General features: G+C 60.4%; 16 protein-coding genes, 2 tRNA genes, 3 rRNA genes, 2 pseudogenes and 1 riboswitch. Of the genes and pseudogenes, 2 read left to right on the top strand and 21 right to left on the bottom strand.

Features of this window, described 5'->3' with window-relative positions:
• Positions 1-100 precede the first annotated feature (100 nt).
• The 12 genes and pseudogenes from amaB to OKW45_RS14670 form a co-directional block, all read right to left on the bottom strand.
• Complete coding sequence (gene amaB / locus OKW45_RS14725; RefSeq protein ID WP_429469161.1) at positions 101-1,600, bottom strand: L-piperidine-6-carboxylate dehydrogenase; 1,500 nt, start codon at positions 1,598-1,600, stop codon at positions 101-103.
• A gap of 170 nt (positions 1,601-1,770) precedes the next feature.
• Positions 1,771-2,682 carry a LysR family transcriptional regulator gene (locus OKW45_RS14720; protein ID WP_184012409.1) on the bottom strand — a complete coding sequence of 304 codons (912 nt, stop codon included), beginning with the start codon at positions 2,680-2,682 and terminating at the stop codon, positions 1,771-1,773.
• Between the two features lie 114 nt (positions 2,683-2,796).
• The gene (locus OKW45_RS14715) at positions 2,797-4,179 is read right to left on the bottom strand and encodes an MFS transporter (RefSeq protein ID WP_018420743.1); all 1,383 of its coding nucleotides are present in this window, start codon (positions 4,177-4,179) and stop codon (positions 2,797-2,799) included.
• 298 nt (positions 4,180-4,477) lie between these two features.
• Positions 4,478-4,824 (bottom strand): annotated as a pseudogene (locus tag OKW45_RS14710) (type 2 periplasmic-binding domain-containing protein); the annotation flags it as partial.
• A gap of 43 nt (positions 4,825-4,867) precedes the next feature.
• The gene (locus OKW45_RS14705; protein WP_429469158.1) at positions 4,868-6,166 is read right to left on the bottom strand and encodes an MFS transporter; all 1,299 of its coding nucleotides are present in this window, start codon (positions 6,164-6,166) and stop codon (positions 4,868-4,870) included.
• Positions 6,167-6,349: 183 nt separating this feature from the next.
• Positions 6,350-7,342 (bottom strand): IS5 family transposase, encoded by a 993-nt coding sequence (locus tag OKW45_RS14700; protein ID WP_018422560.1) that lies wholly within the window; start codon positions 7,340-7,342, stop codon positions 6,350-6,352.
• An 87-nt stretch (positions 7,343-7,429) separates the two neighbouring features.
• Positions 7,430-9,049, bottom strand: coding sequence for a glycoside hydrolase family 43 protein (locus OKW45_RS14695; protein WP_429469156.1), 1,620 nt, complete (start codon positions 9,047-9,049; stop codon positions 7,430-7,432).
• Positions 9,050-9,214: 165 nt separating this feature from the next.
• Positions 9,215-10,024, bottom strand: coding sequence for an HpcH/HpaI aldolase/citrate lyase family protein (locus OKW45_RS14690; RefSeq protein ID WP_018420738.1), 810 nt, complete (start codon positions 10,022-10,024; stop codon positions 9,215-9,217).
• The gene (locus OKW45_RS14685; RefSeq protein ID WP_429469153.1) at positions 10,021-11,409 is read right to left on the bottom strand and encodes an MmgE/PrpD family protein; all 1,389 of its coding nucleotides are present in this window, start codon (positions 11,407-11,409) and stop codon (positions 10,021-10,023) included. Before OKW45_RS14685 ends, OKW45_RS14690 begins: the two co-directional genes overlap by 4 nt.
• A 15-nt stretch (positions 11,410-11,424) precedes the next feature.
• Positions 11,425-12,603, bottom strand: coding sequence for a CaiB/BaiF CoA transferase family protein (locus OKW45_RS14680; RefSeq protein ID WP_429469150.1), 1,179 nt, complete (start codon positions 12,601-12,603; stop codon positions 11,425-11,427).
• Between the two features lie 16 nt (positions 12,604-12,619).
• A complete protein-coding gene (locus OKW45_RS14675; protein WP_018420735.1) occupies positions 12,620-13,783 on the bottom strand; it encodes an acyl-CoA dehydrogenase family protein in 1,164 nt (387 codons plus the stop codon).
• An 18-nt stretch (positions 13,784-13,801) separates the two neighbouring features.
• Positions 13,802-14,644, bottom strand: a complete 843-nt coding sequence (locus tag OKW45_RS14670) for an HTD2 family dehydratase (RefSeq protein WP_429469147.1) — start codon at positions 14,642-14,644, stop codon at positions 13,802-13,804.
• Between the two features lie 326 nt (positions 14,645-14,970).
• Between OKW45_RS14670 and OKW45_RS14665 the strand changes: the two are divergent.
• Positions 14,971-15,406 (top strand): annotated as a pseudogene (locus tag OKW45_RS14665) (NO-inducible flavohemoprotein); the annotation flags it as partial.
• Positions 15,407-15,539: 133 nt separating this feature from the next.
• Here OKW45_RS14665 and OKW45_RS14660 read toward each other — a convergent pair.
• The 8 genes from OKW45_RS14660 to OKW45_RS14625 form a co-directional block, all read right to left on the bottom strand.
• The gene (locus OKW45_RS14660; protein WP_429469145.1) at positions 15,540-16,583 is read right to left on the bottom strand and encodes a transporter; all 1,044 of its coding nucleotides are present in this window, start codon (positions 16,581-16,583) and stop codon (positions 15,540-15,542) included.
• A gap of 202 nt (positions 16,584-16,785) precedes the next feature.
• A 5S ribosomal RNA gene (gene rrf, locus OKW45_RS14655) occupies positions 16,786-16,899 on the bottom strand.
• 225 nt (positions 16,900-17,124) lie between these two features.
• Positions 17,125-20,007: ribosomal RNA gene (locus OKW45_RS14650) — 23S ribosomal RNA — on the bottom strand.
• A gap of 346 nt (positions 20,008-20,353) precedes the next feature.
• Positions 20,354-20,429, bottom strand: a tRNA-Ala gene (locus OKW45_RS14645).
• A 53-nt stretch (positions 20,430-20,482) separates the two neighbouring features.
• Positions 20,483-20,559, bottom strand: a tRNA-Ile gene (locus tag OKW45_RS14640).
• A 79-nt stretch (positions 20,560-20,638) separates the two neighbouring features.
• Positions 20,639-22,171, bottom strand: a 16S ribosomal RNA gene (locus OKW45_RS14635).
• The 16S, 23S and 5S rRNA genes sit together here with 2 tRNA genes alongside, the layout of an rRNA operon.
• A gap of 601 nt (positions 22,172-22,772) precedes the next feature.
• Complete coding sequence (locus OKW45_RS14630; RefSeq protein ID WP_184011523.1) at positions 22,773-23,513, bottom strand: CbtA family protein; 741 nt, start codon at positions 23,511-23,513, stop codon at positions 22,773-22,775.
• Positions 23,514-23,524: 11 nt separating this feature from the next.
• Positions 23,525-23,746, bottom strand: coding sequence for a CbtB domain-containing protein (locus OKW45_RS14625; protein WP_429469142.1), 222 nt, complete (start codon positions 23,744-23,746; stop codon positions 23,525-23,527).
• A 51-nt stretch (positions 23,747-23,797) separates the two neighbouring features.
• A riboswitch (cobalamin riboswitch) is annotated at positions 23,798-23,932 on the bottom strand.
• Between the two features lie 80 nt (positions 23,933-24,012).
• On the opposite strand from OKW45_RS14625, the gene OKW45_RS14620 reads away from it, so the two are divergent.
• The gene (locus tag OKW45_RS14620) at positions 24,013-24,633 is read left to right on the top strand and encodes a histidine phosphatase family protein (protein ID WP_429469140.1); all 621 of its coding nucleotides are present in this window, start codon (positions 24,013-24,015) and stop codon (positions 24,631-24,633) included.
• Between the two features lie 13 nt (positions 24,634-24,646).
• Here OKW45_RS14620 and OKW45_RS14615 read toward each other — a convergent pair whose 3' ends face one another.
• Positions 24,647-25,087: a hypothetical protein gene (locus tag OKW45_RS14615; protein ID WP_429469137.1), complete on the bottom strand. Its 441-nt coding sequence runs from the start codon at positions 25,085-25,087 to the stop codon at positions 24,647-24,649.
• Between the last annotated feature and the right edge of the window lie 123 nt (positions 25,088-25,210).

Raw genomic sequence — 25,210 nt, 5'->3', positions numbered from 1 at the left:
GCTATCTGGAACGCGCGGCTGGGGCGCGCCGGACGGCGACGGCGGCGCACCGGCATCAACCCGATGCGCCGCCATCGTTCACGACGTCACACTTGCGCGCTCAGTCGAGATTGAAGTCGATACCCTGCGCAAGCGGCAACGCCGACGAGTAGTTCACGGTATTGGTCGCGCGACGCATATAAGCCTTCCACGCATCCGAACCCGACTCGCGGCCGCCGCCCGTTTCCTTCTCGCCGCCAAACGCACCGCCGATCTCCGCGCCGCTCGGTCCGATGTTGACGTTCGCGATGCCGCAGTCGCTGCCCGACGCGGACACGAAGCGTTCCGCTTCGCGCAGGTCGCTTGTGAACACGCACGACGACAAGCCGTGATGCGCTGCATTGTTCGCCTCGACCGCATCGGCGAAATCGGCATAGCGCAGCACGTACAGAATTGGCGCGAACGTTTCCTTCAGCACGACCAACGTTTGCGACGGCATCTCGACGATGGCCGGACGCACGTAGTAGCCGCCCTCATAACCCTTCACTTCGACTCGCTCGCCGCCGAACACCTTGCCGCCCCCGGCCTTCGCCTGCTGCAGCGCTTCCTGCATGCGGTCGAACGATTGACGGTCGATCAGCGGCCCCATCAGCGTGCCCTTTTCGAGCGGATTGCCGATCGGCACGCGGCTATACAACTGCTTCAGACGCTCGACGGTCTTCTCGTACACGCTGTCGTGCACGAACAGACGCCGCAACGACGTGCAGCGCTGACCGGCCGTGCCGACCGCCGAGAACAGGATGCCGCGCATCGCGAGTTCATGGTCGGCCGTCTGCGTGACGATGCCGGCGTTGTTGCCACCGAGTTCGAGCAGCGAGCGGCCGAAGCGCTTCGCCACTTCGACGCCAACCTTGCGACCCATTTCCGTGCTGCCCGTCGCGCTGACGATCGACGCGCGCGGATCGGCCACGAGCTTTTCACCCACGTCGCGCCCGCCGTTGATCAACGCGGCCAGGCCGGCTGGCGCGTCGCCGAATTCCTTCAGCGCGTCTTCGAGAATCCTGTTCACGGCCAGCGCCGAGAGCGGCGTCTTTTCCGACGGCTTCCAGATCACCGCGTTGCCGCACACCAGCGCGAGCGCCGCATTCCATGACCAGACCGCTACCGGGAAATTGAACGCCGAGATCACGACGCAGGTGCCGAGCGGGTGCCACGACTCCGCCATCCGATGACCCGGGCGCTCGGACGCGATCGTCAAACCGTACAGCTGACGCGACAGACCGACCGCGAAATCGCAGATGTCGATCATTTCCTGCACTTCGCCCATGCCTTCCTGCAGGATCTTGCCCGTCTCCAGCGAGACGAGGCTGCCGAGCGCCTGCTTCTGTTCGCGCAGCCGATTGCCGAGCAGCCGCACCAGCTCGCCGCGGCGCGGTGCCGGCACGTTACGCCACACGGCAAACGCGTCTTTGGCCCGGGCGAGCGCCGCATCGACCTCGACCGTCGTCTGGCTGGCCACACGGCCGATGAGCTCGCCGGTGATCGGTGAATGAACGGCGATATCGCCGGCTTGCGCGGCTTGGGCAATGCCGAGACGGGCGAGGATAGTGGACGCGTCCATGTGAACCCCTTTAATTTCCGATACGAAACAAGAGTAAGTTCGGAAACTATACACGCGGGTTTTGGTGCCCGCAAGAAGATGCTTGGAGAGTGAAATACCGGTTGACAAAAGGCGGCGCTGTTTCCAGAAGGAAACTTCGTCAGACTTCGGGCGGGTGTCACGCCCGCGCGTCAAGCATCTGGCGCGCCGTTCTCCTGCAGCACCGCCATCAACCGGTCGACCAGCACACGCGCGAACGGCGGCAAGTCCTTCAGACTGCGCACGCAGATCTTCAGCTTGCGCTCGGCCCACGGATCGTTCAGGCCGACGATCGCGATCTGCATCGTCTTTCTGTGCCGCAGCGCGACCGACTCCGGCACGATGCCGATTCCGACACCCGCCTCGATCATCCGGCACGCGGCCTCGAAGTTGCCGACCTGGATGCGAAGTTTGAGACGCGCGCCGAGCGCATCGGCGGCACTCGTGATGAACGCGTGAATCGCGCTCGACGTCGGCAGGCTCACGAAGTTCGCGTTCAGCACCTGCGAGAAATCGACCGACGCTTGTCTCGCGAACGGATGCTCGCACGACGTAACCAGCACGAGCCGATCGTCGCGATATGGCAGCATCTGCAGATGCTCGGCATGCACATTGCCCGCGACGATGCCGATATCGGTCGCGCTGTCGGCGACGCCCTTGACGATCTCGCCGCTCAGCACTTCGCGCAGATCGATGTTCACGTCCGGGTGATCGCGCAGGAAACGGCTCAGCACGGCCGGCAGAAACTCGCTGATCGCGGTCGTGTTGGCCCAGATGCGCACGTGGCCCTTGATGCCCTCGCCATACTCCTGCATGTCGCCGGCCAGATGCTCGACGCGTTCGAGCACGAGCCGCGCGTGATGCACGAAGGCTTCGCCCGCGGGTGTCGGCGTCACGCCCTGGCTGGTTCGATAGAGCAGCTTGATGCCGAGCTGCTCCTCGAGATTCTTGACCCGGTTGCTGGCGGCCGGCGCCGATAGGTGCGAACGCTCCGCCGCACGCGCGAGGTTGCGCGTGTCGGCGATATGCAGGAGCAGGCGTAAATCTACGAAATCGAAGTGCATGATGAAAGCTGCTAGCGAAGCATGCGCAAAGCAAACTTTCATCTTAACCGGGTGCGGTGAAAATTTAGCCGGGGAAAGATCCGAATCGACAGATCACCTTGATGCGCGCACGGCTTAAGCCGACTCTCGCATCATCTCCGCTTGCGGTATCAGCTCGGCATCGGGCGAAATCTCTTCGAGCGTCTGCTGACTCGTTTCGATGCGCAGCGCGAGAATCGCGATACTCAGCAACAACAGCACGCCACCGACCATCGTCAGCACACCCGTCACGCCGAACTCCGTGTAGAGCAGCAGCGCGACGTAGGGTGTCGACATCGACGCCGCGCGGCCGCACGTGCCGGCCACGCCGGTGCCGCGCAAGCGATGCGCGGTCGGAAACAGCTCGGGGATATAGCCGAACAGGCCGAGCGTGCAGACCGTATAGATCGTCGTGACGAGCGCGAAACCGACGACCGCGATCGGCACTGGCGCGCGCATCTGCACGTAGACGAAGCCGAGCACGATCGTTGCAAGCGAGAACAGCACGATGCCGTTGCGTCGCCCCAGGCGGTCCGTCACGAGATAACCGACGACAGCGCCGGCGGGCGCACCGAACGACATCAGCAGCACGAAGCCGAGCGACTGCACGATGGTCAGGCCTTCCTTGACGAAGAACGTCGGCAGCCACGCGACGAAACCGTACAGCGACATGTTGATCGCCATGCAGGTCAGCGCGGCGACCAGCGTGCGGCCGATCATGCCGCGCGCGAACAGCGCCGAGAACGGCGCGGCCGGCACCTCGTGACTGACCACGCGCGAAACCGGCGGCAGCTTGCCGACGCGCGCCTCGACCTGTCGCTCGATTGCCGAGACGGTGGCCTCCGCCTCTTCGAGCCGGCCGACCGTTTCGAGCCAGCGCGGCGACTCTGGCATCCGATGCCGCAGGAACCACACGACCATCGCGCCAATCCCCGCGATCGCGAACATGTAGCGCCAGCCGAGATGTGGAATTACCCAATAGCCGACTGCGGTCGCGCCGAGCAGACCGGAGTTGATGATCAGCGCGAGCAGCGCGGTCCAGCGGCCGCGTGTGGCGGGTGGCACGAACTCACACAGCGTGCCGGCCGCGACCACGAGTTCGGCGCCAAGGCCAATGCCCATGACGAAGCGCAGCAGGATCAGCCAGTAGATGTTCGGCGCGAAGCAGGCGGCGAGCGATGCGATGCCGAAGATCGCGAGATTGGCCTGATACGAATAGCGTCGACCGAAGCGGTCGCCGAGATAGCCTGCCAGCCCCGCGCCGATCATCATGCCCATGAAGGTCGCGGAGATGAAGAACGAGCCGAGGCGGAGATCGGTGAAGCCGGTTTTGACCATCGCCGCGAGCACGCCGTTGGCGAGATAGATGTCGAAGGCGTCGAGGAAAGCACCCGCGCCGATCAGGCCGAGGATGTTCCAGTGGAAGCGGGTGATCGGCAGGCGGTCGAGGCGGGCGCCGGAGTTGATGGGGGCTGGCAAATTGTGTCTCCTGTCTTTTTAGGCTGCGCGCGGGCGAGAGGCGCGAGCGCGGAACAGTTCTGCGAGACCGCCTTCGTTCTATGCGGCGGCTCGGGGCAGAGCGCTGAACGGCCGTTGTCGGATCGTGCAGGGCCGTTGGCTTCAAGAGTGCGACAGGTGACGCGGGGTGGGAATTGGGCTTTTTGGAGGTGAGTGTTCCGGTTTGATTAAGGGAATGGCAAAAAAGCGATTTGCATACCCGAAAGGCGGCAGCGCGTCGAGGTCGATTAATGTAAGCCGTTTGGGTAACAGCCGCTCGCTAGTGAGCGTTCGCCAACTCGACAACGAAGTCCAGAAAGGCACGCGTCTTCGCTGGCCAGTGATGCCGTGACCGATAGCACGCGTAGAGGAGATAGCGCTCGTCAGGCCAGTCGGGAAAGAGATTGATCAACCGCTCCTCTTTCCTGTCTCCGAATTACGGATTCCAGGCATCGGTGGCTCGGGCCTTCGAGATCTTCCGGCTTTGCCGGCCGCCCCCGTCGCGCGATGTACGACGGCGCGGCGACCGTCACCACGGCCGTGTCGAGCAGCTTGCGGCGCGATGAACTCGATTTCGAGTTCAGGATGCGCATCCATGAACTGATCGAGTCGTTGCCCAAAGCCGGTGACTGAGCCGGAATTATCGCCGGCTCAAGCCCGGTCGCGCCATTTATCCCGCTGTCCGGTTCTGCACGGGCACTTCTGCGCCGGCGCTCCGCGTGACAGAGTCGCTGAGGTCGGTCCTCGTATTGATGAACCAGGCGGAAACCGAAGCCAACAAGAAGCAGCCGACGAAGAGGTGGAATACGACATTGAAGTCGTCATTCGTCCTGGTCAGGATGTAACCGACGATCAACGGGGAAAGAAATCCTGCCAGCTGACCCGCCGCATTGACAAAGCCGATTGCCGACCCGACGACCTTGTTCGGCAGCGCGACGTTCGGGATGGTGTACAGCGAACAGCCGGCCATGGTTGAGAAGAAGTAGCCGATCGTCTGATAGAACACCGCCGTTTCCGAGGTCTCCGCATGGGCCGTCAGATAGGCAAAGATGGCGGCCACGACGCAGCCGAGGACGACAAGCAATTCGCGACGATTGCGGAAGAACTTGTCGGAAAGAAAGCCAGTGATGCAATAGGCAATCGTGCCGACGAGAAATGGCACCGACGCCATAATGCCCATTCTGGCCGTCGAAAGGCCGCGCGCTTTCAGCAGATACGTCGGGAACCAGCTCATGATGCCCCACGAGGCGATGCTGAAAACGAACAAGGTGACGAAGCACCACCAGACCAGCGGCGTTTTCACCAAACCAGCAAAATCCGCTTTGCCGGCAGAGGCAGACAAAGATCTTTCGCTGGTACCGATTTCCTCCAATTCGATCTTCGAAACGTGCTTGCTGTCTTTCGGGCTGTTTCTGATATAAATCCAGCCGAATACGGCCATCGCGACACCGGGTATGAACAGACTCGTGAATATCGCGCGCCATCCCCACGCGGCCATCACGGCCGCTACGAACAGCGGCGCCAGTGCGGGTCCCAGCGCATTAGTGGTCATCATCAGCCCGGTTGCCCGTCCCAGTTCGCGCTTTGGGAACCACGCCGACAGTGTCTTGAACGCGGCGGGAGGAAAGAGCGCTTCGCCGATGCCGAACGCGACCCGCACCACCAGCATCAGGCCGAGCGAATTGCACAGTCCGGTAAGCGCGGTGAAAATCGTCCACCAGGTGATGCCGATCGTCGTCATCAGCCGCGGACCGAATCTGTCTGCAAGCAGGCCAGCCGGGATCTGACATAGCGCGTAGCTAAAGAAGAACGCGCTCAGGATTCCACCCATTTCCATCGCGGACAGATGAAACTCGGACGCAATGAATGGAATAGCCGCTGCCATGATCATTCTGTCCATGTAACACAGCAGATAGATTGCGAACAAAATAAGCAGTACGAGGTAGCGATGTCTCCAACGAAAGCGCATGAGATCTTCCTTATTATTAAATGACAGCGATGACACGAAATCCGAGCTTTAGGGAATCGCTGATTAATAGGCCATCCCGCGAGGTTGTCGGCGGCGCTGGTTCGGAATTTCCGGATGCCGAAATGAAGCGTTGGCAATTCTGGTGAGTTTTGACCTGAGGATGCGCCTCATTTCTCGCATTTTTCACACGCATGACGGACTGCTCCCATGAACCGACCGCAACCGGTTTCGCGCGATCACCAGGTTCGCCAGGGCGAACAGACTGAACAGTTGCGCCGTGTTCTTGGCCAGTCCCTTGTAGCGCACCTTGCGATGACGGAACAGGTTCTTGACGATATGAAACGGATGCTCGACCCGTGCGCGAATCTGCGCCTTGGTTCGCTCGACCGCAACCACCAGGTCCTTCAGCGGACCGTCCTGCATCGCCTTGATCTTTCCGCGCTTGGCCGCCACGCGCCACTTCACCGACTTGCCCTTCATTTCGTCGCGTTTGTCTACGCCGATGTAGCCCGCGTCGCCGAACGCTTCCTCTTCATGCCCGTGCAGCAGCGCATAGGCTTGCGAGACATCCGACACGTTGGCGGACGTGCCGACCACGCTGTGAACCAGTCCCGAATCGGCATCGACGCCGATGTGCGCCTTCATGCCGAAGTGCCACTCGTTACCTTTCTTCGTTTGATGCATTTCCGGATCGCGACTCTTCCCGGCGTTCTTGGTCGACGACGGCGCTTCGATGATCGTCGCGTCGACCAGCGTGCCTTCCTTCATCATCAATCCGCGTTCGCACAGCGAAATGCCGATCTCGTCGAACAGCTTCCGCGTCAGGTCATATTCGACCAGCAGGCGCCGGAACTTCAACAGCGTGGTCGCGTCCGGAACGTCCTCGACCGCCAGATCGATGCCGGCGAAGGCTCGCATCGCGATGCTGTCGTACATCGCGTCTTCCAGACCTTCGTCCGACAGGCCGTACCACTGCTGCAGAAAGTAGATTCGAAGCATCCGCTCCAGACCAATCGGCGGACGGCCACGCTCACCCTTCGGGTAGTACGGCTCGATCGCCGACAGCAACCGCGGCCATGGGACGACCCTCTCCATCTCTGTCAGGAAGCGCTGACGCCTGGTCACCCGCTTCTTGCCCGCACTTTCCGCTTCTGCAAAGCTGATCTGCCGCTTCATCACTATGGGTCCGTTCCGTGAGCTTCCTTCTACAACGCACTCGGACACCTCAGCGATGACGGCCGAGCCTGATAAATCAGTGTTTCCTTAGCCTTTCAATTGGCGGTACGAGAACGACTTGAAATCGGCAGGCTCGCGAAAGCCAAGCATGTCGTTGACGGTGATACCTGCGAATGCCCCCGTGAAGCCGATGGGGGTTGCATATTCATCGCTGAGTTTCGTGAAATCCTTTTCCAGTTCAAGATCCTTCCAGTCACCGTGCGTCAAGCGATAGAAGAAGCGCAGTTTCGCGTCCACGACGCGAATCCGCAGGTCGATCCCGGTGGCCTCGGACAGCGTCGCCAGTCGATTGCTGTAGGCGAAGCTGCCGGCATCCATTTCCATGTAGGACAGGATTTTTGTGCCGTCGTCGTCGCGCGTGACGAACAGATAGTAGAAGGTGTTCTCGTCGTAACGCGCCATGAGCCCAGCCATGTGCAGATATGACTTGGGTGAAAATTCCAGCGCGGTTTCGACTTCGAACTGCCAGTCGCGGATGCGACAGGCCAACAAGCTTTGATGGAACCGCGAAGTCGGCGACTCTTGCCCCCTAATCCGCAGATAGCCCGGACGTCCGTGAAGATTGCACCAGTCGTCGCCGATGGGGATGCGCAGACTCTGCAGTTCCAGGGGCAGCGCGGCACGTTGTCCGAAATCGATCGTCCAACTGCTGTCGAGCCTTTGCTCGATATCCGAGCCGATCGCAAAAGATTCGGCGGGAACCACTCCGCCACTGGCGAGGCGGGGCCAGTCGGCATGCCATTCGATAGGTGCGACACAGGTTTCACGGCCTAGCGGCGAGCGCTTCGTGTGCGCATCGATCGGTCTCGATCCGAGGTACGTCATGTACCACTGGCCGTTGGGACCCTCGACCAGGTTGCCGTGGCCGGTCCGCTGAATCCGTCCATTCGCGTCGCGCGACGTGAGCATCGGCGTATCAGGATGAAGTTCGTATGGACCGAAAATGTCGCGGGACCTGGATACACACGTTGCATGTGTATAGCCTGTGCCCCCCTCCGCTGTGATCAGGTAATACCAGTCTCCCTTCTTCAGCAAATGCGGAGCCTCGTAGATCTGACATTTCATGAAGTAATCGGTCTTCAGGTTGGCGCCTTTATAAACGACGTGCTCTTCGCCGATCAGCTTTTCCTCCTGCACCGAGTATTCCCGCAGAACGATTCCGACGAACAGGTCTTCGTAGATACCTCTGAAATCGCGCCGGATATAGGCGAGCCACTTTTTGCCAGATTCGTCGTGGAACAGGGATGGATCGTATCCACCGGACACGAGATGCACGGGCTCCGACCAGGGTCCGGTGATGTCCGGGGCGGTTACGAGGTAGTTGTGCATGTCACGAAGCGGGGAGATCTTCTGCTCGCCTTTCCATGCCTTGGTGTCGGTATAGACGAGCCAATAAAGACCGTCGTGATAGGAGAGGGCTGGCGCCCATATGCCTCCAGACGGCTGCTCTCCGATCAGGTTCAATTGCGATAGCCTGTCGAGAGGCGTGGCCTTGAGTTCCCAGTTGACGAAATCTTTTGATTCGTAAATGAGAACGCCCGGATACCATTCAAACGTTGAAACCGCGATATACCAGGCATTCTTGCCACGGCATACGCAAGGATCCGGGTTGAAGCCGCGCAGAACTGGATTTTGAATAGTACTCATCGGGAGGGTATTTTTTTGACGTGCTGAGAGGAACAGATCTTCTTTACCGACGACGTTGCGACACCGAAACTTTCCGCTCAACCGGATGCCCTGAGCACGCCCGCTCCCTCGATATATAGGAATCCTGCTATGAAGGCGCGACGGAAAACGGCATTGTCAGAAGCATTAGGAATCGCCCACAACACTCCGCGCCCGCAGAATCACCGGCATATCGACCATCCTCCCATCCACGGCAACCGTGGCGCCATGGCTCGCCTCGACAGCCGCAAGCACCCGTTGCGCCCACTCCACCTCGGCGTCACTCCATGCATACGCGCGATGCACCGACTCGATCTGCTTCGGATGAATGCAAAGCTTGCCGCCGAAACCGAACCGCCGGCCGCGCCGCGCATCAGCTCGCACCGCATCGGCATCGGTAATGGTCGTCGACACGCCATCCACCGGCGCATCAATGCCAGCCAGCCTCGACGCAAGCACGATCTGCGAGCGAAACAGATGCAACTCCTCGCCATCCCCATCGATGCCGAGATCGATCTGAAAATCCAGCGTACCGAACACGATCCGTAGCACGCGCGGCGCGCCGCATAACTCCGCAAGATTCGCGAACCCGCGCGCAGTCTCGACAATCGGCAGCACGCTCAACGCCGGATGCGCGTTCGCCAGCACCGCGCCGATCTGTTCGCGCGTCTCAGCCTTCGGCAGCACGATTCCGGCGACGCCGGTCTGCCCAACGAGCGCCGCAACGTCATCTGGAAACCATGGCGTATCCGAGCCATTGATACGCACCCAGGCGGTCCGCGATGCGTTAGCCGACACCGCGGCCACAACGGCCGCACGCGCCGGCACCTTCTGATCCGGCTGCACCGCGTCTTCCAGATCGAGAATCACGGCATCCGCGCCGGCCGCATAGGCCTTGTCAAACCGCTCAGGCCGATTCCCAGGCACGAACAGATACGACCGGGGCAACGCGCTCATGCCGCCACCATCGTGCGCGAAGTTGCATCGAATACCGAGCCAATCTGCTTCTCGTCGGCAATATGCCATGCGCGGCGAAGCAGTTGCGCCGCCTCCTCTTCGCTAGCCGCACCCGAAAACGCCGCCAGCCGATGCAGCTTCGTCGCAATCTCGTCGCGCGACAAGGTATTGCCTGGATCGCCCTTCGGCTCATCGACACGCCCATCGAACACGCGGCCGTCGGTCGTCGTCACCGTGACCTTGCCGATCCAGCGTGCGGGATACGCGGCGTCGACTTCAGCGTCGAGCGCCATTGTGACCTTGTCGCGAAACGCGGCGATCTCGCTCGCGTCGAAACCCCGCTCGAATTCGGTCACGCCGGCATAGCCGTGATGCGCGACCAGCCCGAGCACTGTGCCCATGTTGAACTTCGCCTGATGTACGCTGCGCGGCGCGACCACGGGACCGAGGACATCGATCGCGCCTTGATGCACGTGCGCGACGACCTTCGCGATGTCGCGCGGCGCGAAACGATGCGTCTGCATGACGGCGAGCAGCGCATCGGCGGCCGGATGCGTATGGCGGCACGCCGCGTGATACTTGAACGACGTCTCCGCGGTCGCCCAGCGGCTGCCAAGCCGATCGACGAGGCGCGCCGGATCGGCGTCGCTCGACATGCCCGCGGCCATGCCCTGGGCGCCTTCGAGAATGTGCGTCGCGCCCTTGAAGCCGTCGGCGGCGAGTTGCGCGGCCATCAGGCCGTTCGCGGCGGCCATCGCGGTGTGCAGTTGCTTCGAGTCGGCGGCGTCGCGCAGAAATTCCCATAGGCCGCTCGCCTGCGTGCCCGCCGAGCCGAACGCATCGAGCATTTGGGATGGCAACAAACCCAGCAAGCGTCCCGCCGTTGCCGCGGCCGCGACCGTGCCGACCGTGCCCGTGGTGTGAAACACCTTGTAGTGCGAGCGCCCGAGAAATTCGCCGATGCGAATGCCGACCTCGTATCCCGCCACCGCCGCCGCGATGAAGTCGCGCCCCGACGCTCGCTTTGCCTGTGCCAACGCGAGCGCAACCGGAAACACCACGGTCGCCGGATGAAACACCGAGCCATTGTGCACATCGTCCTGTTCGGCGAAATGCGATGCTGCGCCGTTGATCATCGCGGCGAAATACGGCGTGGTGCGACCGCGGTCGATCAGCACCTCGCAGAGGCCCCCGTTCGTCGCCCCCGCTGCCGCGCGTGCGAACCGTGCGATCGTCTCGACCGGGCGCGCGCCTTTGCCGGCCAGCGCCGAGCCAAGCCAATCGACGTACAGGTTGACGGTACGCTCGGCGACTTCGTGCGGGATGCGGTCGAAGTCGAGTTGCGCGGCGAAAGTGGCAAGCGTGAGACTGGGATGGTCGTTCATGAGGTCGTTACCGAATCAGATCGTGCCCGCCGCACGCAGCGCGTCGATACGCCCATTGTCGTAGCCAAGCTCACGCAGAATTGCTTCCGTATGTTGACCAAGCGTGGGCACAGGGTCCATTCGCGGCTCGAGGTCGGAAGGCAGACCGGGCGGCCGCAATGCCGGTATCGCGCCCGTTGCCGTGCCGACTTCCTGCCAGCGCTCGCGCGCCTTCAGTTGCGGATGCGCCCACACGTCGGCGAGCGTATTCATCTGCGCGTTCGCGATGCCTGCTTCATCGAGTCGATCGATCACGTGCGCCGCGCTCTGCTTCGCGAACGCCGCGACGATCACCTCGCGCAAGGCGTCGCGCGCCGCAGTGCGTTTCGAGTTCGATGCGAAGCGTTCGTCGGTTGCCAGTTCAGGCTGTTCGAGCACGCGCTCGCAGAACAGCTTCCATTCGCGTTCGTTCTGCAGGCCAAGCATGACCGTCTTGCCGTCGCCAGCGGGAAACGGGCCATAAGGATAGATCGTTGCATGCGCGGCGCCCGCAAGCGCGGGCTGCGACTGACCGTCGATCGCGTAGTAGAGCGGATAACCCATCCACTCGACCATGCTCTCGAGCATCGATACATCGATGCGGCAACCGCGTCCTGTGCGTCCACGCTGCAACAGCGCGCTCAGGATGTTCGAATACGCGTACATGCCCGCCGCGATATCGGCGATCGAACAGCCCGCTTTCGCTGGCGCGCCGGGCGAACCCGTGATCGACAGGAAGCCGGACTCGCTTTGAATCAGCAGGTCGTACGCCTTCTTGTCGCGATACGGACCGTCCGCGCCGTAGCCGGAAATATCGCAGACGATCAACTTCGGATACTTGTGGCTCAATGTGTCGTAGCCGAGGCCAAGCCGTTCGGCCGCGCCTGGCGCGAGGTTCTGCACGAGCACGTCGGCATCGGCAACCAACGCATCGAGAATCTCGGCCGCCGCGGGCTGCTTCAGGTCGAGCGAAAGACTCTCCTTCGAGCGATTGGTCCACACGAAGTGCGACGACAGCCCATGCACGCGTTCGTCATAGCCGCGCGCGAAATCGCCGACACCGGGCCGTTCGATCTTGATCACGCGCGCCCCGAGATCGGCCAGTTGACGCGTGCAGAACGGCGCGGCAATCGCGTGTTCGAGCGTGATGACCTTGATACCGTCGAGTGGTCTCATGATGTCCGTCAGCGGGTCAGAACGAACGCGGCAGCCCGAGGATATGCTCGGCCACGTACGAGAGAATCAGATTGGTCGATATCGGCGCGACTTGATACAGACGCGTTTCACGAAACTTGCGCTCGACGTCGTACTCGCACGCGAAGCCGAAGCCGCCGTGAAATTGCAGGCACGCATTGGCCGCTTCCCACGACGCATCCGCCGCGAGCAGCTTCGCCATATTCGCCTGCGCACCGCACGGTTGATGTGCGTCGAAACGACGTGCCGCTTCGAAGCGCATCAGGCTCGCTGCCTCGACGTTGATGAACGAGCGCGCGATCGGAAACTGCACGCCCTGGTTCTGTCCGATCGGCCGGCCGAACACGACGCGTTCCTTCGCGTATTCGGTGACTTTATCGACAAACCAGTAACCGTCGCCGATGCATTCCGCGGCGATCAGCGTGCGCTCCGCGTTCAGGCCATCGAGAATGTATTTGAAGCCTTGCCCTTCCTCGCCGATCAGATTCTCGGCCGGAATTTCGAGGTTGTCGAAAAAGAGCTCGTTGGTCTCGTGATTGACCATGTTCAGAATCGGCTGCACGGTCAGGCCATGACCGATCGCCTCGCGCAGATCGACGATGAAGATCGACATGCCCTCTGATTTCCTCTTCACGTCCGCGAGCGAAGTGGTGCGTGCGAGCAGAATCATCAGGTCCGAGTGTTGCACGCGCGAGATCCACACCTTCTGACCGTTGATCACGTAACGGTCACCGCGCCGCTCTGCGGTCGTCTTGATCTTCGTCGTATCGGTGCCGGCGGTCGGCTCGGTCACGCCCATCGATTGCAAACGCAGGTCGCCGTTCGCGATCTTCGGCAGATACTTGCGCTTCTGTTCTTCCGAACCGTGCCGCAGCAGCGTGCCCATGTTGTACATCTGCCCGTGGCACGCGCCCGAGTTGCCGCCCGCGCGATTGATCTCCTCCATGATCACCGACGCTTCCGTGAGCCCGAGCCCCGAGCCGCCGAAGTCCTGCGGAATCAGCGCGGCGAGCCAACCGGCCTTCGTCAGCGCGTCTACGAACTCTTCCGGATAGCCGCGCGCCTCGTCGATCTTGCGAAAGTACTCGCCGGAAAACTGCTGACACAGATCGCGCACGGCTTCGCGAATGTCCTCGAACGAATCGTGTTGCGTGGTTTGCATAGTCGAGTCTCGCGGAATTCAGGCGAGCGCGGCGGTCGCGCGCATGGTCAGATAACCTTCGTGGTCTTTCGCCCACAGGTCGATGGTCTTGCCGTCGGCGGCGGGCTTGCCGCATACCGTGAACGGCAGGTCCGCGAACGTGGGGCGAAGCGCGCGAAACGCGAAGCTTTGCAGCGTCGCTTGCGGCAGTTCTCGGCGCACGAGATCGACCAACAGCGTCGCGATCAGCGGGCCATGCACGACGAGGCCCGGATAGCCTTCGACCTGCGTGACATAAGGATGGTCGTAGTGAATGCGATGGCCGTTGAAAGTCAGCGCCGAGTAGCGGAACAGCATCACGGCATCGGCGTCGATCGTGCGGCGCCATGTTTCGTCTTCGGGCGCGGGCGCCGGCTGTTGCGGCCGCGCGCCCTCCTGCGGCGCGTCGCGATAGACGATGTCGTGCTCCTCTTCGAGCTTCAACTCGCCATCGACTTCGATCGTATGTTGCACGGTGACGAACACGAGGCGGCCCGAGCGGCCGGTCTTGTCCTCGATATTGGCGATCGTCGACGTGCGCCGCGCATGCTCGCCGATCTTCAGCGGCGCATGAAACGTGAGCCGGCCGCCAGCCCACATGCGGCGCGGCAGTGGCACGGGCGGCAGAAAACCGCCACGCTTCGGATGTCCGTCGGGACCGACTTCGGATAGCGGCGTGACCGGCAGAAAGTACAGCCAGTGCCACAACGGCGGCACGGTGTTACCGCTTTCCTCGCGATCGAGCGTGGCGGCAAGCGCCTTCAATGGAAACGCGGTGATGTCGTCTTCGGCCACCGCCTGCTTGTTGAGCCAATCGTCGAGTTTCTCTGGGGCAGCGGACATGACGGAGTCTCCAGATTCAGTGTGTTGGTCCTCGTTAGGGCCCACTATGACCGACGCGCTGCGTTCCGCGAAGTTCGATTTTCCGAAGCGGGCCTTTGTTTTTCGTTAAGACGTTAAACCCGATCGGCGATTCGATGTGGCTTGACCTTAGTGCCGGGCCGCGACGGCACCCCTGCGCCTGTTTGCTTATTTGAGCCCGAGCCGTTTAGCCAGCCAACTTAGATTCGCCCGGTCCAGCCCCAGCTCGCGCGCGACCGCGGCCCAGTTCTGCCTGTTGCGGATCAGCGCTTCGAAAACGAGATTGCGTTCGAACTCGGTGAGCGCCCGCGCCGTCCGGCGAATTTACGCTGCAGCCTGGCGACAAGCCGTTGGTGCTGATCAGCAGCGGCGTTGGCATTACGCCGACGATGGCGATACTGCAAGCCGCGCTGAAGACCAATCGTACGGTGCATTTCATTCACGCGGCCCGTCATGGTGGCGTGCATGCATTCCGCGGCACAATCGATGCATTGGCCGCACGCCATCCTCAACTGAAGCGCTTCTATTGCTACGAGGAGCGCCGTGATGGCGATGCCGAAGCGCACGCGCTACGTCGACGAAGCGAATCTGAAGAAGTGGTTGCCGGAAACGCACGATGTCGACGTGTATTTCCTCGGGCCCGTCGCGTTCATGAAGGCGATCAAGAAAGGCCTGAAGGCGATCGACGTGCCGGAATCGCAGAGCCGTTATGAGTTCTTTGGGCCGGCTGCCGCGCCCGAATAACGCACTCGAGTAATCGACGAGTACCTGCCCTCTTTGAATCGCTGCGAAGCGTATTCGAAGACGGGCATGTTCGGGCTTCGATCACGCCGGCGGGTTTGGCCTCGTAAAAAGCGGACCAGGTCTGCCGCGCCTTCTAGCGCTCCCTTCTGCGGCGAAACGCCCACCAGCCTGTCAGCCCGGTAAAGCCGGCGACCAGCACCACCATCAGCCAGAAGCCATGCTTGTTCTCGGCGAGCGGAATGCCACCGACGTTCATGCCGAAGAAACCGGCGACGATATTGATCGGCATCGCCAGCACCGTGACGAGCGTCAGCGTAAATAGCGTCCGGTTGTTCTGCTCTTCGAGGCGCGAGATGATTTCTTCCTGCAGCAATCTGACCCGCTCGATCAATCCCGCTACGTCCGAAAGCACGACCGAGAACTCCTCCGTCGATTCACGCAGATCTTGCACGTCTTCCGCATGAAGCCAGCGAGGCGGCCTCGCCAGCAAGCGGAAAATCGCGCCCGGTTCGGGTGCCAGCATGCGTTGCAGGCGTGTCAGCGTGCGACGCATCGCGCCGAGGTCCAGGCGGTTTTGCGTTGGCCGTTGCGACAGAAAACGATCCTCGATTCGATCGACGTCCGCACTGGTTCGGCGGACGATCTGCACGAGCAGGTCGGCCTGGTCGCGCATCAGATGAACTAGCAGCTCGGCCGGCGACCTGAATATTTCACCTTCGCGCACCGACGCGCGCAAACGGTCGACCGAGCGTAGCGGCTTCAGCCGCGCCGTCACGATGAGCCGCTTATGTGCGTAGATCCACAGCGTCGCGATTTCTGACGGGATGAATTCGAGGTTGAACATGACGTCGTTGACGACCGCGCGCAGTGCGCCGTCCGCATGCTCGATCCGCGTCGAATGCGAGCCTTCGCGCAAGGCGTCGAAAAAAGTTTCGGGCAGATCGAGTTGTGACCGCATCCAGCGCTCGCTCGCGCTATGCGCGAGATTGAAGTGAAGCCATAGAAACTCGCCAGCGTCCATTGCGCTTGTGCCGGAATCGTCCTCGCGCTCGCGGAACCAGTCGATGACTTCGTCCGCGTCGATCGGCCGTCCGGCGAGCGTCGGCGAAAACCGGAAACCGCAGACCATACCCGACGAATCCGCGCCGTAGGTTTGCATTGCCAGATCTGATTTCATTGGTCGTTCGATGCCAGCGCTTCCGAAAGGAATACATGAGCATAGCGCGAACAATTGAAAGAGAGTTGACGCACGCACTTTCCGGCGTCGTATTGTCGAATTGTGGCAGCTCGATTGTCTCCGAAACGTCATCTCTGCCGAAGTCGGCCGCGTAAACGCAAAAACCCCACCGCGGCGGGTGGGGTTTCTGACCTGGGGGGGAGCCTGACGATTACCTACTTTCACACGGGCAATCCGCACTATCATCGGCGTGGAGTCGTTTCACGGTCCTGTTCGGGATGGGAAGGGGTGGGACCGACTCGCTATGGTCATCAGGCATGACGGGTTGCTGCGTCGCAGGGGTTGGAGTCAACCGGTTGCGCCACAGCCAATCGGGAAGAAGCGTAAAGGATTCGTGTGGGGGTTGTGTTGTTTCTGGCACAACACTGAATCCCAACCGTGCGTTTCTGTTAGCTCCCGCGGGAGTTCACACCAATCCCCTTCGGGGATCGGACCCGCGCAAGTGCTGAAGCACTAACGCGGGTCGAGACACACCTGTTATAGGATCAAGCCTTACGGGCAATTAGTATCAGTTAGCTCAGTACATTACTGTACGTGCACACCTGACCTATCAACGTCCTGGTCTTGAACGACCCTTCAAGGGGCTCGAAGCCCCGGGGATATCTCATCTTAAGGCGAGTTTCCCGCTTAGATGCTTTCAGCGGTTATCTCTTCCGAACATAGCTACCCGGCGATGCCACTGGCGTGACAACCGGTACACCAGAGGTTCGTCCACTCCGGTCCTCTCGTACTAGGAGCAGCCCCCTTCAAATATCCAGCGCCCACGGCAGATAGGGACCAAACTGTCTCACGACGTTTTAAACCCAGCTCACGTACCTCTTTAAATGGCGAACAGCCATACCCTTGGGACCGGCTACAGCCCCAGGATGAGATGAGCCGACATCGAGGTGCCAAACACCGCCGTCGATATGAACTCTTGGGCGGTATCAGCCTGTTATCCCCAGAGTACCTTTTATCCGTTGAGCGATGGCCCTTCCATACAGAACCACCGGATCACTATGACCTGCTTTCGCACCTGTTCGACTTGTCAGTCTCACAGTCAAGCACGCTTATGCCATTGCACTATCAGCACGATTTCCGACCGTACCTAGCGTACCTTCGTACTCCTCCGTTACACTTTGGGAGGAGACCGCCCCAGTCAAACTGCCTACCATGCACGGTCCCCGACCCGGATCACGGGCCAAGGTTAGAACCTCAAACAGATCAGGGTGGTATTTCAAGGACGGCTCCACGCAGACTGGCGTCCACGCTTCATAGCCTCCCACCTATCCTACACAGACCGGTTCAAAGTCCAATGCAAAGCTACAGTAAAGGTTCATGGGGTCTTTCCGTCTAGCCGCGGGGAGATTGCATCATCACAAACACTTCAACTTCGCTGAGTCTCGGGAGGAGACAGTGTGGCCATCGTTACGCCATTCGTGCAGGTCGGAACTTACCCGACAAGGAATTTCGCTACCTTAGGACCGTTATAGTTACGGCCGCCGTTTACCGGGACTTCAATCAGGAGCTTGCACCCCATCATTTAATCTTCCGGCACCGGGCAGGCGTCACACCCTATACGTCCACTTTCGTGTTTGCAGAGTGCTGTGTTTTTATTAAACAGTCGCAGCCACCAGTTTATTGCAACCCCTTCACCCTTCTGGCGCAGGCCAGTCAGGCTACCAGGGCGTACCTTATCCCGAAGTTACGGTACCAATTTGCCGAGTTCCTTCTCCCGAGTTCTCTCAAGCGCCTTAGAATACTCATCTCGCCCACCTGTGTCGGTTTGCGGTACGGTCACTGTGAAACTGAAGCTTAGAGGCTTTTCCTGGAACCCCTTCCAGTTGCTTCGCCACCGAAGTGGCTCGCCTCGCACCCTTGAATTACGCGCCCGGATTTGCCAAAGCGCCTTCTCCAATGCAAGGACCGGGACTTCCAACACCCGGACAACCTTCCGCGATCCGTCCCCCCATCGCATTTCACAATGGTGCAGAAATATTAATCTGCTTCCCATCAGCTACGCATTTCTGCCTCGCCTTAGGGGCCGACTCACCCTACGCCGATGAACGTTGCGTAGGAAACCTTGGGCTTACGGCGAGGGGGCCTTTCACCCCCTTTATCGCTACTCATGTCAGCATTCGCACTTCCGATACCTCCAGCACACTTTCCAGTGCACCTTCGCAGGCTTACGGAACGCTCTCCTACCATGCACATTACTGTGCATCCGCAGCTTCGGTATATGGCTTAGCCCCGTTACATCTTCCGCGCAGGACGACTCGATCAGTGAGCTATTACGCTTTCTTTAAAGGATGGCTGCTTCTAAGCCAACCTCCTGACTGTTTTAGCCTTCCCACTTCGTTTCCCACTTAGCCATATTTGGGGACCTTAGCTGGCGGTCTGGGTTTGTTTCCCTCTTGACACCGGACGTTAGCACCCGATGTCTGTCTCCCGTGATTGCACTCTTCGGTATTCGGAGTTTGCTATGGCGTAGTAATCCGCAATGGACCCCACAACCATGACAGTGCTCTACCCCCGAAGGTGATACACGAGGCACTACCTAAATAGTTTTCGGAGAGAACCAGCTATTTCCAGGTTTGTTTAGCCTTTCACCCCTATCCACAGCTCATCCCCTAACTTTTCAACGTTAGTGGGTTCGGTCCTCCAGCACGTGTTACCGTGCCTTCAACCTGGCCATGGATAGATCACCTGGTTTCGGGTCTACACCCAGCGACTGGACGCCCTGTTCGGACTCGCTTTCGCTACGCCTGCCCTAATCGGTTAAGCTCGCCACTGAATGTAAGTCGCTGACCCATTATACAAAAGGTACGCCGTCACCCCTTCGCAGAGGCTCCGACTGTTTGTATGCATGCGGTTTCAGGATCTGTTTCACTCCCCTCCCGGGGTTCTTTTCGCCTTTCCCTCACGGTACTGGTTCACTATCGGTCGATCACGAGTATTTAGCCTTGGAGGATGGTCCCCCCATCTTCAGACAGGATTTCACGTGTCCCGCCCTACTTCTCGTACACCCAGTTCTTCCATGCTGTTTTCGTCTACAGGGCTATCACCTGCTATGGCCGCACTTTCCAGAGCGTTCGACTAACAATACAGATAACGTGTACCGGCTGATCCCATTTCGCTCGCCACTACTCTGGGAATCTCGGTTGATTTCTTTTCCTGCGGTTACTTAGATGTTTCAGTTCACCGCGTTCGCCTCACGCAGCCTATGGATTCAGCTGCGGATACTCCATTAGGAGTGGGTTTCCCCATTCGGACATCTCCGGATCAATGCTCGTTTGCCAGCTCCCCGGAGCTTTTCGCAGGCTACCGCGTCCTTCATCGCCTGTGATCGCCAAGGCATCCACCACATGCACTTGTTCGCTTGACCCTATAACGGGTGTGTCTCTGGGTCGACCCACGTGAGCGCTTTAGCGCTTACGTGGGTCCCATCCCCGGAGGGGACAGACGCACTCGCTACAGGTTGAGTATTCGTGTTGCGCCGTATTCCAAAGCGATCTCTCGATCACCTTTAAAATACATCGATACAATCACAACCCTGATTCACCTACTCACACACCCATCTCCAGGCATGCTTTCGTGAATCTCTTTACTACTTCTTCCTGATTGTTAAAGAACGACAGCCGGTATGAAGCCTCTGCCTCATACCGCCCTGACTGGCTCAATCGCCAATGCGCAACGCTCTGCCTGCAGGCAGAACACTGCGCATTGAGGATTGGTGGAGGATGACGGGATCGAACCGACGACCCCCTGCTTGCAAAGCAGGTGCTCTCCCAGCTGAGCTAATCCCCCAGTCCCACAGCCATTCCAGCGGCCCCAGCCCTTCAGCTCACCCGACACGACACTGGTGGGTCTGGATGGATTCGAACCATCGACCCCCGCCTTATCAAGACGGTGCTCTAACCGGCTGAGCTACAGACCCCTGCTGTCTGTCTGCGTTGCTGCCATTAACCACAGCCGATAAGCGTGAGCACTTGAGTGCAATGAATGCATAGCTCTGGAAAGGAGGTGATCCAGCCGCACCTTCCGATACGGCTACCTTGTTACGACTTCACCCCAGTCATGAATCCTACCGTGGTGACCGTCCTCCTTGCGGTTAGACTAGCCACTTCTGGTAAAACCCACTCCCATGGTGTGACGGGCGGTGTGTACAAGACCCGGGAACGTATTCACCGCGGCATGCTGATCCGCGATTACTAGCGATTCCAGCTTCACGCACCCGAGTTGCAGAGTGCGATCCGGACTACGATCGGTTTTCTGGGATTGGCTCCACCTCGCGGCTTGGCAACCCTCTGTTCCGACCATTGTATGACGTGTGAAGCCCTACCCATAAGGGCCATGAGGACTTGACGTCATCCCCACCTTCCTCCGGTTTGTCACCGGCAGTCTCCCTGGAGTGCTCTTGCGTAGCAACTAGGGACAAGGGTTGCGCTCGTTGCGGGACTTAACCCAACATCTCACGACACGAGCTGACGACAGCCATGCAGCACCTGTGTTATGGCTCCCTTTCGGGCACTCCCGCCTCTCGGCAGGATTCCATACATGTCAAGGGTAGGTAAGGTTTTTCGCGTTGCATCGAATTAATCCACATCATCCACCGCTTGTGCGGGTCCCCGTCAATTCCTTTGAGTTTTAATCTTGCGACCGTACTCCCCAGGCGGTCAACTTCACGCGTTAGCTACGTTACCAAGCCAATGAAGGCCCGACAACCAGTTGACATCGTTTAGGGCGTGGACTACCAGGGTATCTAATCCTGTTTGCTCCCCACGCTTTCGTGCATGAGCGTCAGTATTGGCCCAGGGGGCTGCCTTCGCCATCGGTGTTCCTCCACATCTCTACGCATTTCACTGCTACACGTGGAATTCCACCCCCCTCTGCCATACTCCAGCGCTGCAGTCACCAATGCAGTTCCCAGGTTAAGCCCGGGGATTTCACATCGGTCTTACAGCACCGCCTGCGCACGCTTTACGCCCAGTAATTCCGATTAACGCTCGCACCCTACGTATTACCGCGGCTGCTGGCACGTAGTTAGCCGGTGCTTATTCTTCCGGTACCGTCATCCCTCACGGATATTAGCCACGAGGTTTTCTTTCCGGACAAAAGTGCTTTACAACCCGAAGGCCTTCTTCACACACGCGGCATTGCTGGATCAGGCTTGCGCCCATTGTCCAAAATTCCCCACTGCTGCCTCCCGTAGGAGTCTGGGCCGTGTCTCAGTCCCAGTGTGGCTGGTCGTCCTCTCAGACCAGCTACAGATCGTCGGCTTGGTAGGCCTTTACCCCACCAACTACCTAATCTGCCATCGGCCGCCCCTTGAGCGCGAGGTCCCGAAAGATCCCCCGCTTTCCTCTCCCGAGCGTATGCGGTATTAATCCGGCTTTCGCCGGGCTATCCCCCACTCCAGGACACGTTCCGATGTATTACTCACCCGTTCGCCACTCGCCACCAGACCGGAGTCCGTGCTGCCGTTCGACTTGCATGTGTAAGGCATGCCGCCAGCGTTCAATCTGAGCCAGGATCAAACTCTTCAGTTCAAACCTGTTACTGTTTTCGGGCTCTCTCGAACCCGGTCGCTCACTCAACGTACTGACGATGATCAGTCCGTCTTCCGACAGACAAACCTTCCTCTAATACTGTGTGAGGCTGCTGATACTTCTGCCTGGCAGCAGACTCCGGAGAATCCGCCGCCGCATTCCGCATCAAGCGCCCACACTTATCGGCTGTTAGTTTTTAAAGATCGGTCCGCCAAACCCGCCGCGCCTGAACCACTCCTGCCCGGCACTGCTTCGTTTGCGTCGCTGCGTCTGCAGCAGAGAAACGGAATTATGGAGAGCGCTCGACAACGCGTCAATACCCTTCTCACAATTTATTTTGCAAAGTTGAAGAGCTTAAAAATTGAGCAGCGCCGCGTGCAACCTGAATTAGTTAGGCTTCCAATTGAATTCTCCGGAGCGCCCGCTGCGAAAGGGAGAGATGAGTGGAGTTGCGAAAAGCCGTTAAGCAGCTTTTCCACAGAAAATGTTCGCAAGGCTGTGGATAACCGCTCCCCAACCGCGCCAAGTACTTGATCCAAAACCATTCCCGCGCGTTGCGCGCAAGAATGGCCGCTTGCGCGGCCGCGTGTCACCGTCACAATCAGGCGGACTTCATCGTCACCCGCGCATTCGTACGCATAAAAGCGCTGCGCTCGACCATCGCGCCGAACAGCAGCCCGATCGTCGTCCACATGACCACCTGCATGCCGATCGCCGCGACGCGGAACTTCCACAGCAGCACAGCCGGGAACGCAGCCGGCACTTCATTGATGAGCGGCATCGACAGTTGCACGGCCGCGATGATCACGACGAACAAGAGCCCTGCGACGATCGAACCGTTCCACGCACCCAGCTTCGCCGCCGCGCGACGCCGCACCTTCAGCGAAAACACCATCGTCGCGAGCGAAATCGCGATCGTCAGAAAGAACAGGCCCGTGCGCGTGCCGATCGTCTCCGGATCACCGACCGACGGCGGATTGGCCGGATACTTGATATTCGGCACGATCACGAGCGTGATGAACGCGCCAAGCGCGAGCCACGCGGACAGCGCGCGCACGCTCAACGTACCCGCGCGTCCATACGCATAGGCAAACACCAACGAGAACAGGCCGCCAAATGCCGCGCCATACGTGACCACGCCAGTCAGCAGGCCGAGGCCAGCCTGCGTCTGACGGCTCACGATTTCGGGCTCGGGCGCCTCGCCGCGCGCGGCGGCCGCTTTTTCTTCGAATGAAATGGCCTGATCGACCTGTGGTTCGCCGACGATTCGCGCGAACGCGAACGTGAGCAAACCCGCGACGATGCCCGCGAGCATCCCGCGCACCAACAATTTACCTACCATGTCGAACTCCGTTAGTGGCAGGGAAAGCCGAGCAGATGGCGGCCGTCGTGCACGAACTCATGCACGTACATGCCGGGCACGAGCGACGTCGCGCCCTGTTCCGCACCAACGAAGTAAAGCGCGAGCAACAGCAGCAAGCCGCCGAACACGATCCACGGCAGCAGTTCGCGCAAAGGAATGGGAGTGGGCTGGGCCGCCGGTTGCGCGGCGCGATCGAAAACAGCTTCGGTCATGATGGACATCTCCTGGGGTGACGCGCCCCGAAAGTCGATTGCAGAGGAATGGTGCGAAGCTCAGGTCTGGCTTTCGGCTCTTGTGGATTGCAATGCCGATTACAGTGGCGCGACCGCGCCGGGCTCTCACCGGCTTCCGTGCTTCGCAGCGCCACTATTCTACGCGCTAAACTGCAGCTTCCGTGACTGCGAGGGCTACCTCGCAACGCGCGCCGCGAGCCGATGAAACCACGCAGGCAAGTTCGAATGGAGCGCCAACGCAAAGAATGGATACGCGACTATTACTGGTGAGCCACGCGGCAACGGCCGCGCAGCGCGCGGGCCGCTTCCCTGCCGACGATTCGCTCGACGCGCGCGGTCGCGCCGAAGCCGAGGCGGCGCGCGCGCGTCTCGCGCTTCCCGCCGACGCCGCCGTGTTCACCAGCCCCGCCGCCAGCGCGCGCGAAACGGCCGCTGCGCTCGGTCTGAGCGCCACGCCTGCCGACGCATTGGCGGATATCGACTATGGCAAATGGCGCGGCCAGCGCCTCGTGGACATTGCCGACGAAACGCCCCGCGAACTCGCCGCCTGGACACGCGAGCCCGACGCCGCGCCGCCCGGCGGCGAATCGTTCGGTCAACTCGTGCGGCGGGTTGGAGAGTGGCTCGACGCGCAACAGGCAGACGTGCGTTCATGCAATGCCGTCAACGAAGCAAGCTTCGCTGCCTCTGCGCAAGGTCGAACCATCGTCGCAGTCACCCACGCGACTCTGCTGCGAGCGGCAATCGTGCACGCCCTCGGCGCATCGCCAACCGTGTTCTGTCGCATCGAGATCGCGCCGCTGTCGGTCGTCGAATTACGCCACTCGCGACGCGGCTGGTCGTGGTGGCCGGCCGCCACCGCCTGAACGGCACCCCCGCTTACCTGCCCGACACCACGAGCCGCAACCGGTTGGACCCCTCGGGCGTCAGCGTGATTTCGGTGCGTCGACCCTTCGCGCCGAGATAAAAGTGCTGACGTCCCGGCGAATTCTGATCGTGCGTTGCATCGGGCAGGCACGACGCGACGTCGGCCGCGGCCGCTTCCAATGCATCCGCGTTCGAGCCCGCCGCCTGATGCGGCGTCCACGTGCACTGGAAACTTCGATGCGCGGCCGAACATTGCGCGTCATCGCCATAAGGTTGCGCAACGCCTTTGCCGTCGTCGGGTGTCAACGAGGCGAAGCCGTCCGGCGCCGCGGCCACGATCCGTTTGAGCGCACCGCAAGGTCTGGGGCTATCGTCGGCGGATGCGCCGACCGGCAGCAGCGCAACGAGCGATGCCGCGGTAAGCGCGATAGCAGAAAGTCGATAGGTTTTCATGGTGTGCGTGAAACTTCCACAAAGTGCTGCTGAAAAAAGCTCGCAGCGAGCCACCTCTCACAGCACGCTTCATGCCCATGCGCGCGTGGCCCGAGCACGCAGGCAATGGGCGGCACATAAATT

The sequence above is a fragment of the Paraburkholderia lebeckiae genome (genome assembly GCF_050436225.1).
In the GTDB taxonomy this organism is placed as follows: Bacteria; Pseudomonadota; Gammaproteobacteria; order Burkholderiales; family Burkholderiaceae; genus Paraburkholderia; species Paraburkholderia tuberum.
The sequence above is the reverse complement of the archived record's forward strand: the minus strand, read 5'-3'. Positions and strand labels throughout refer to the sequence as shown.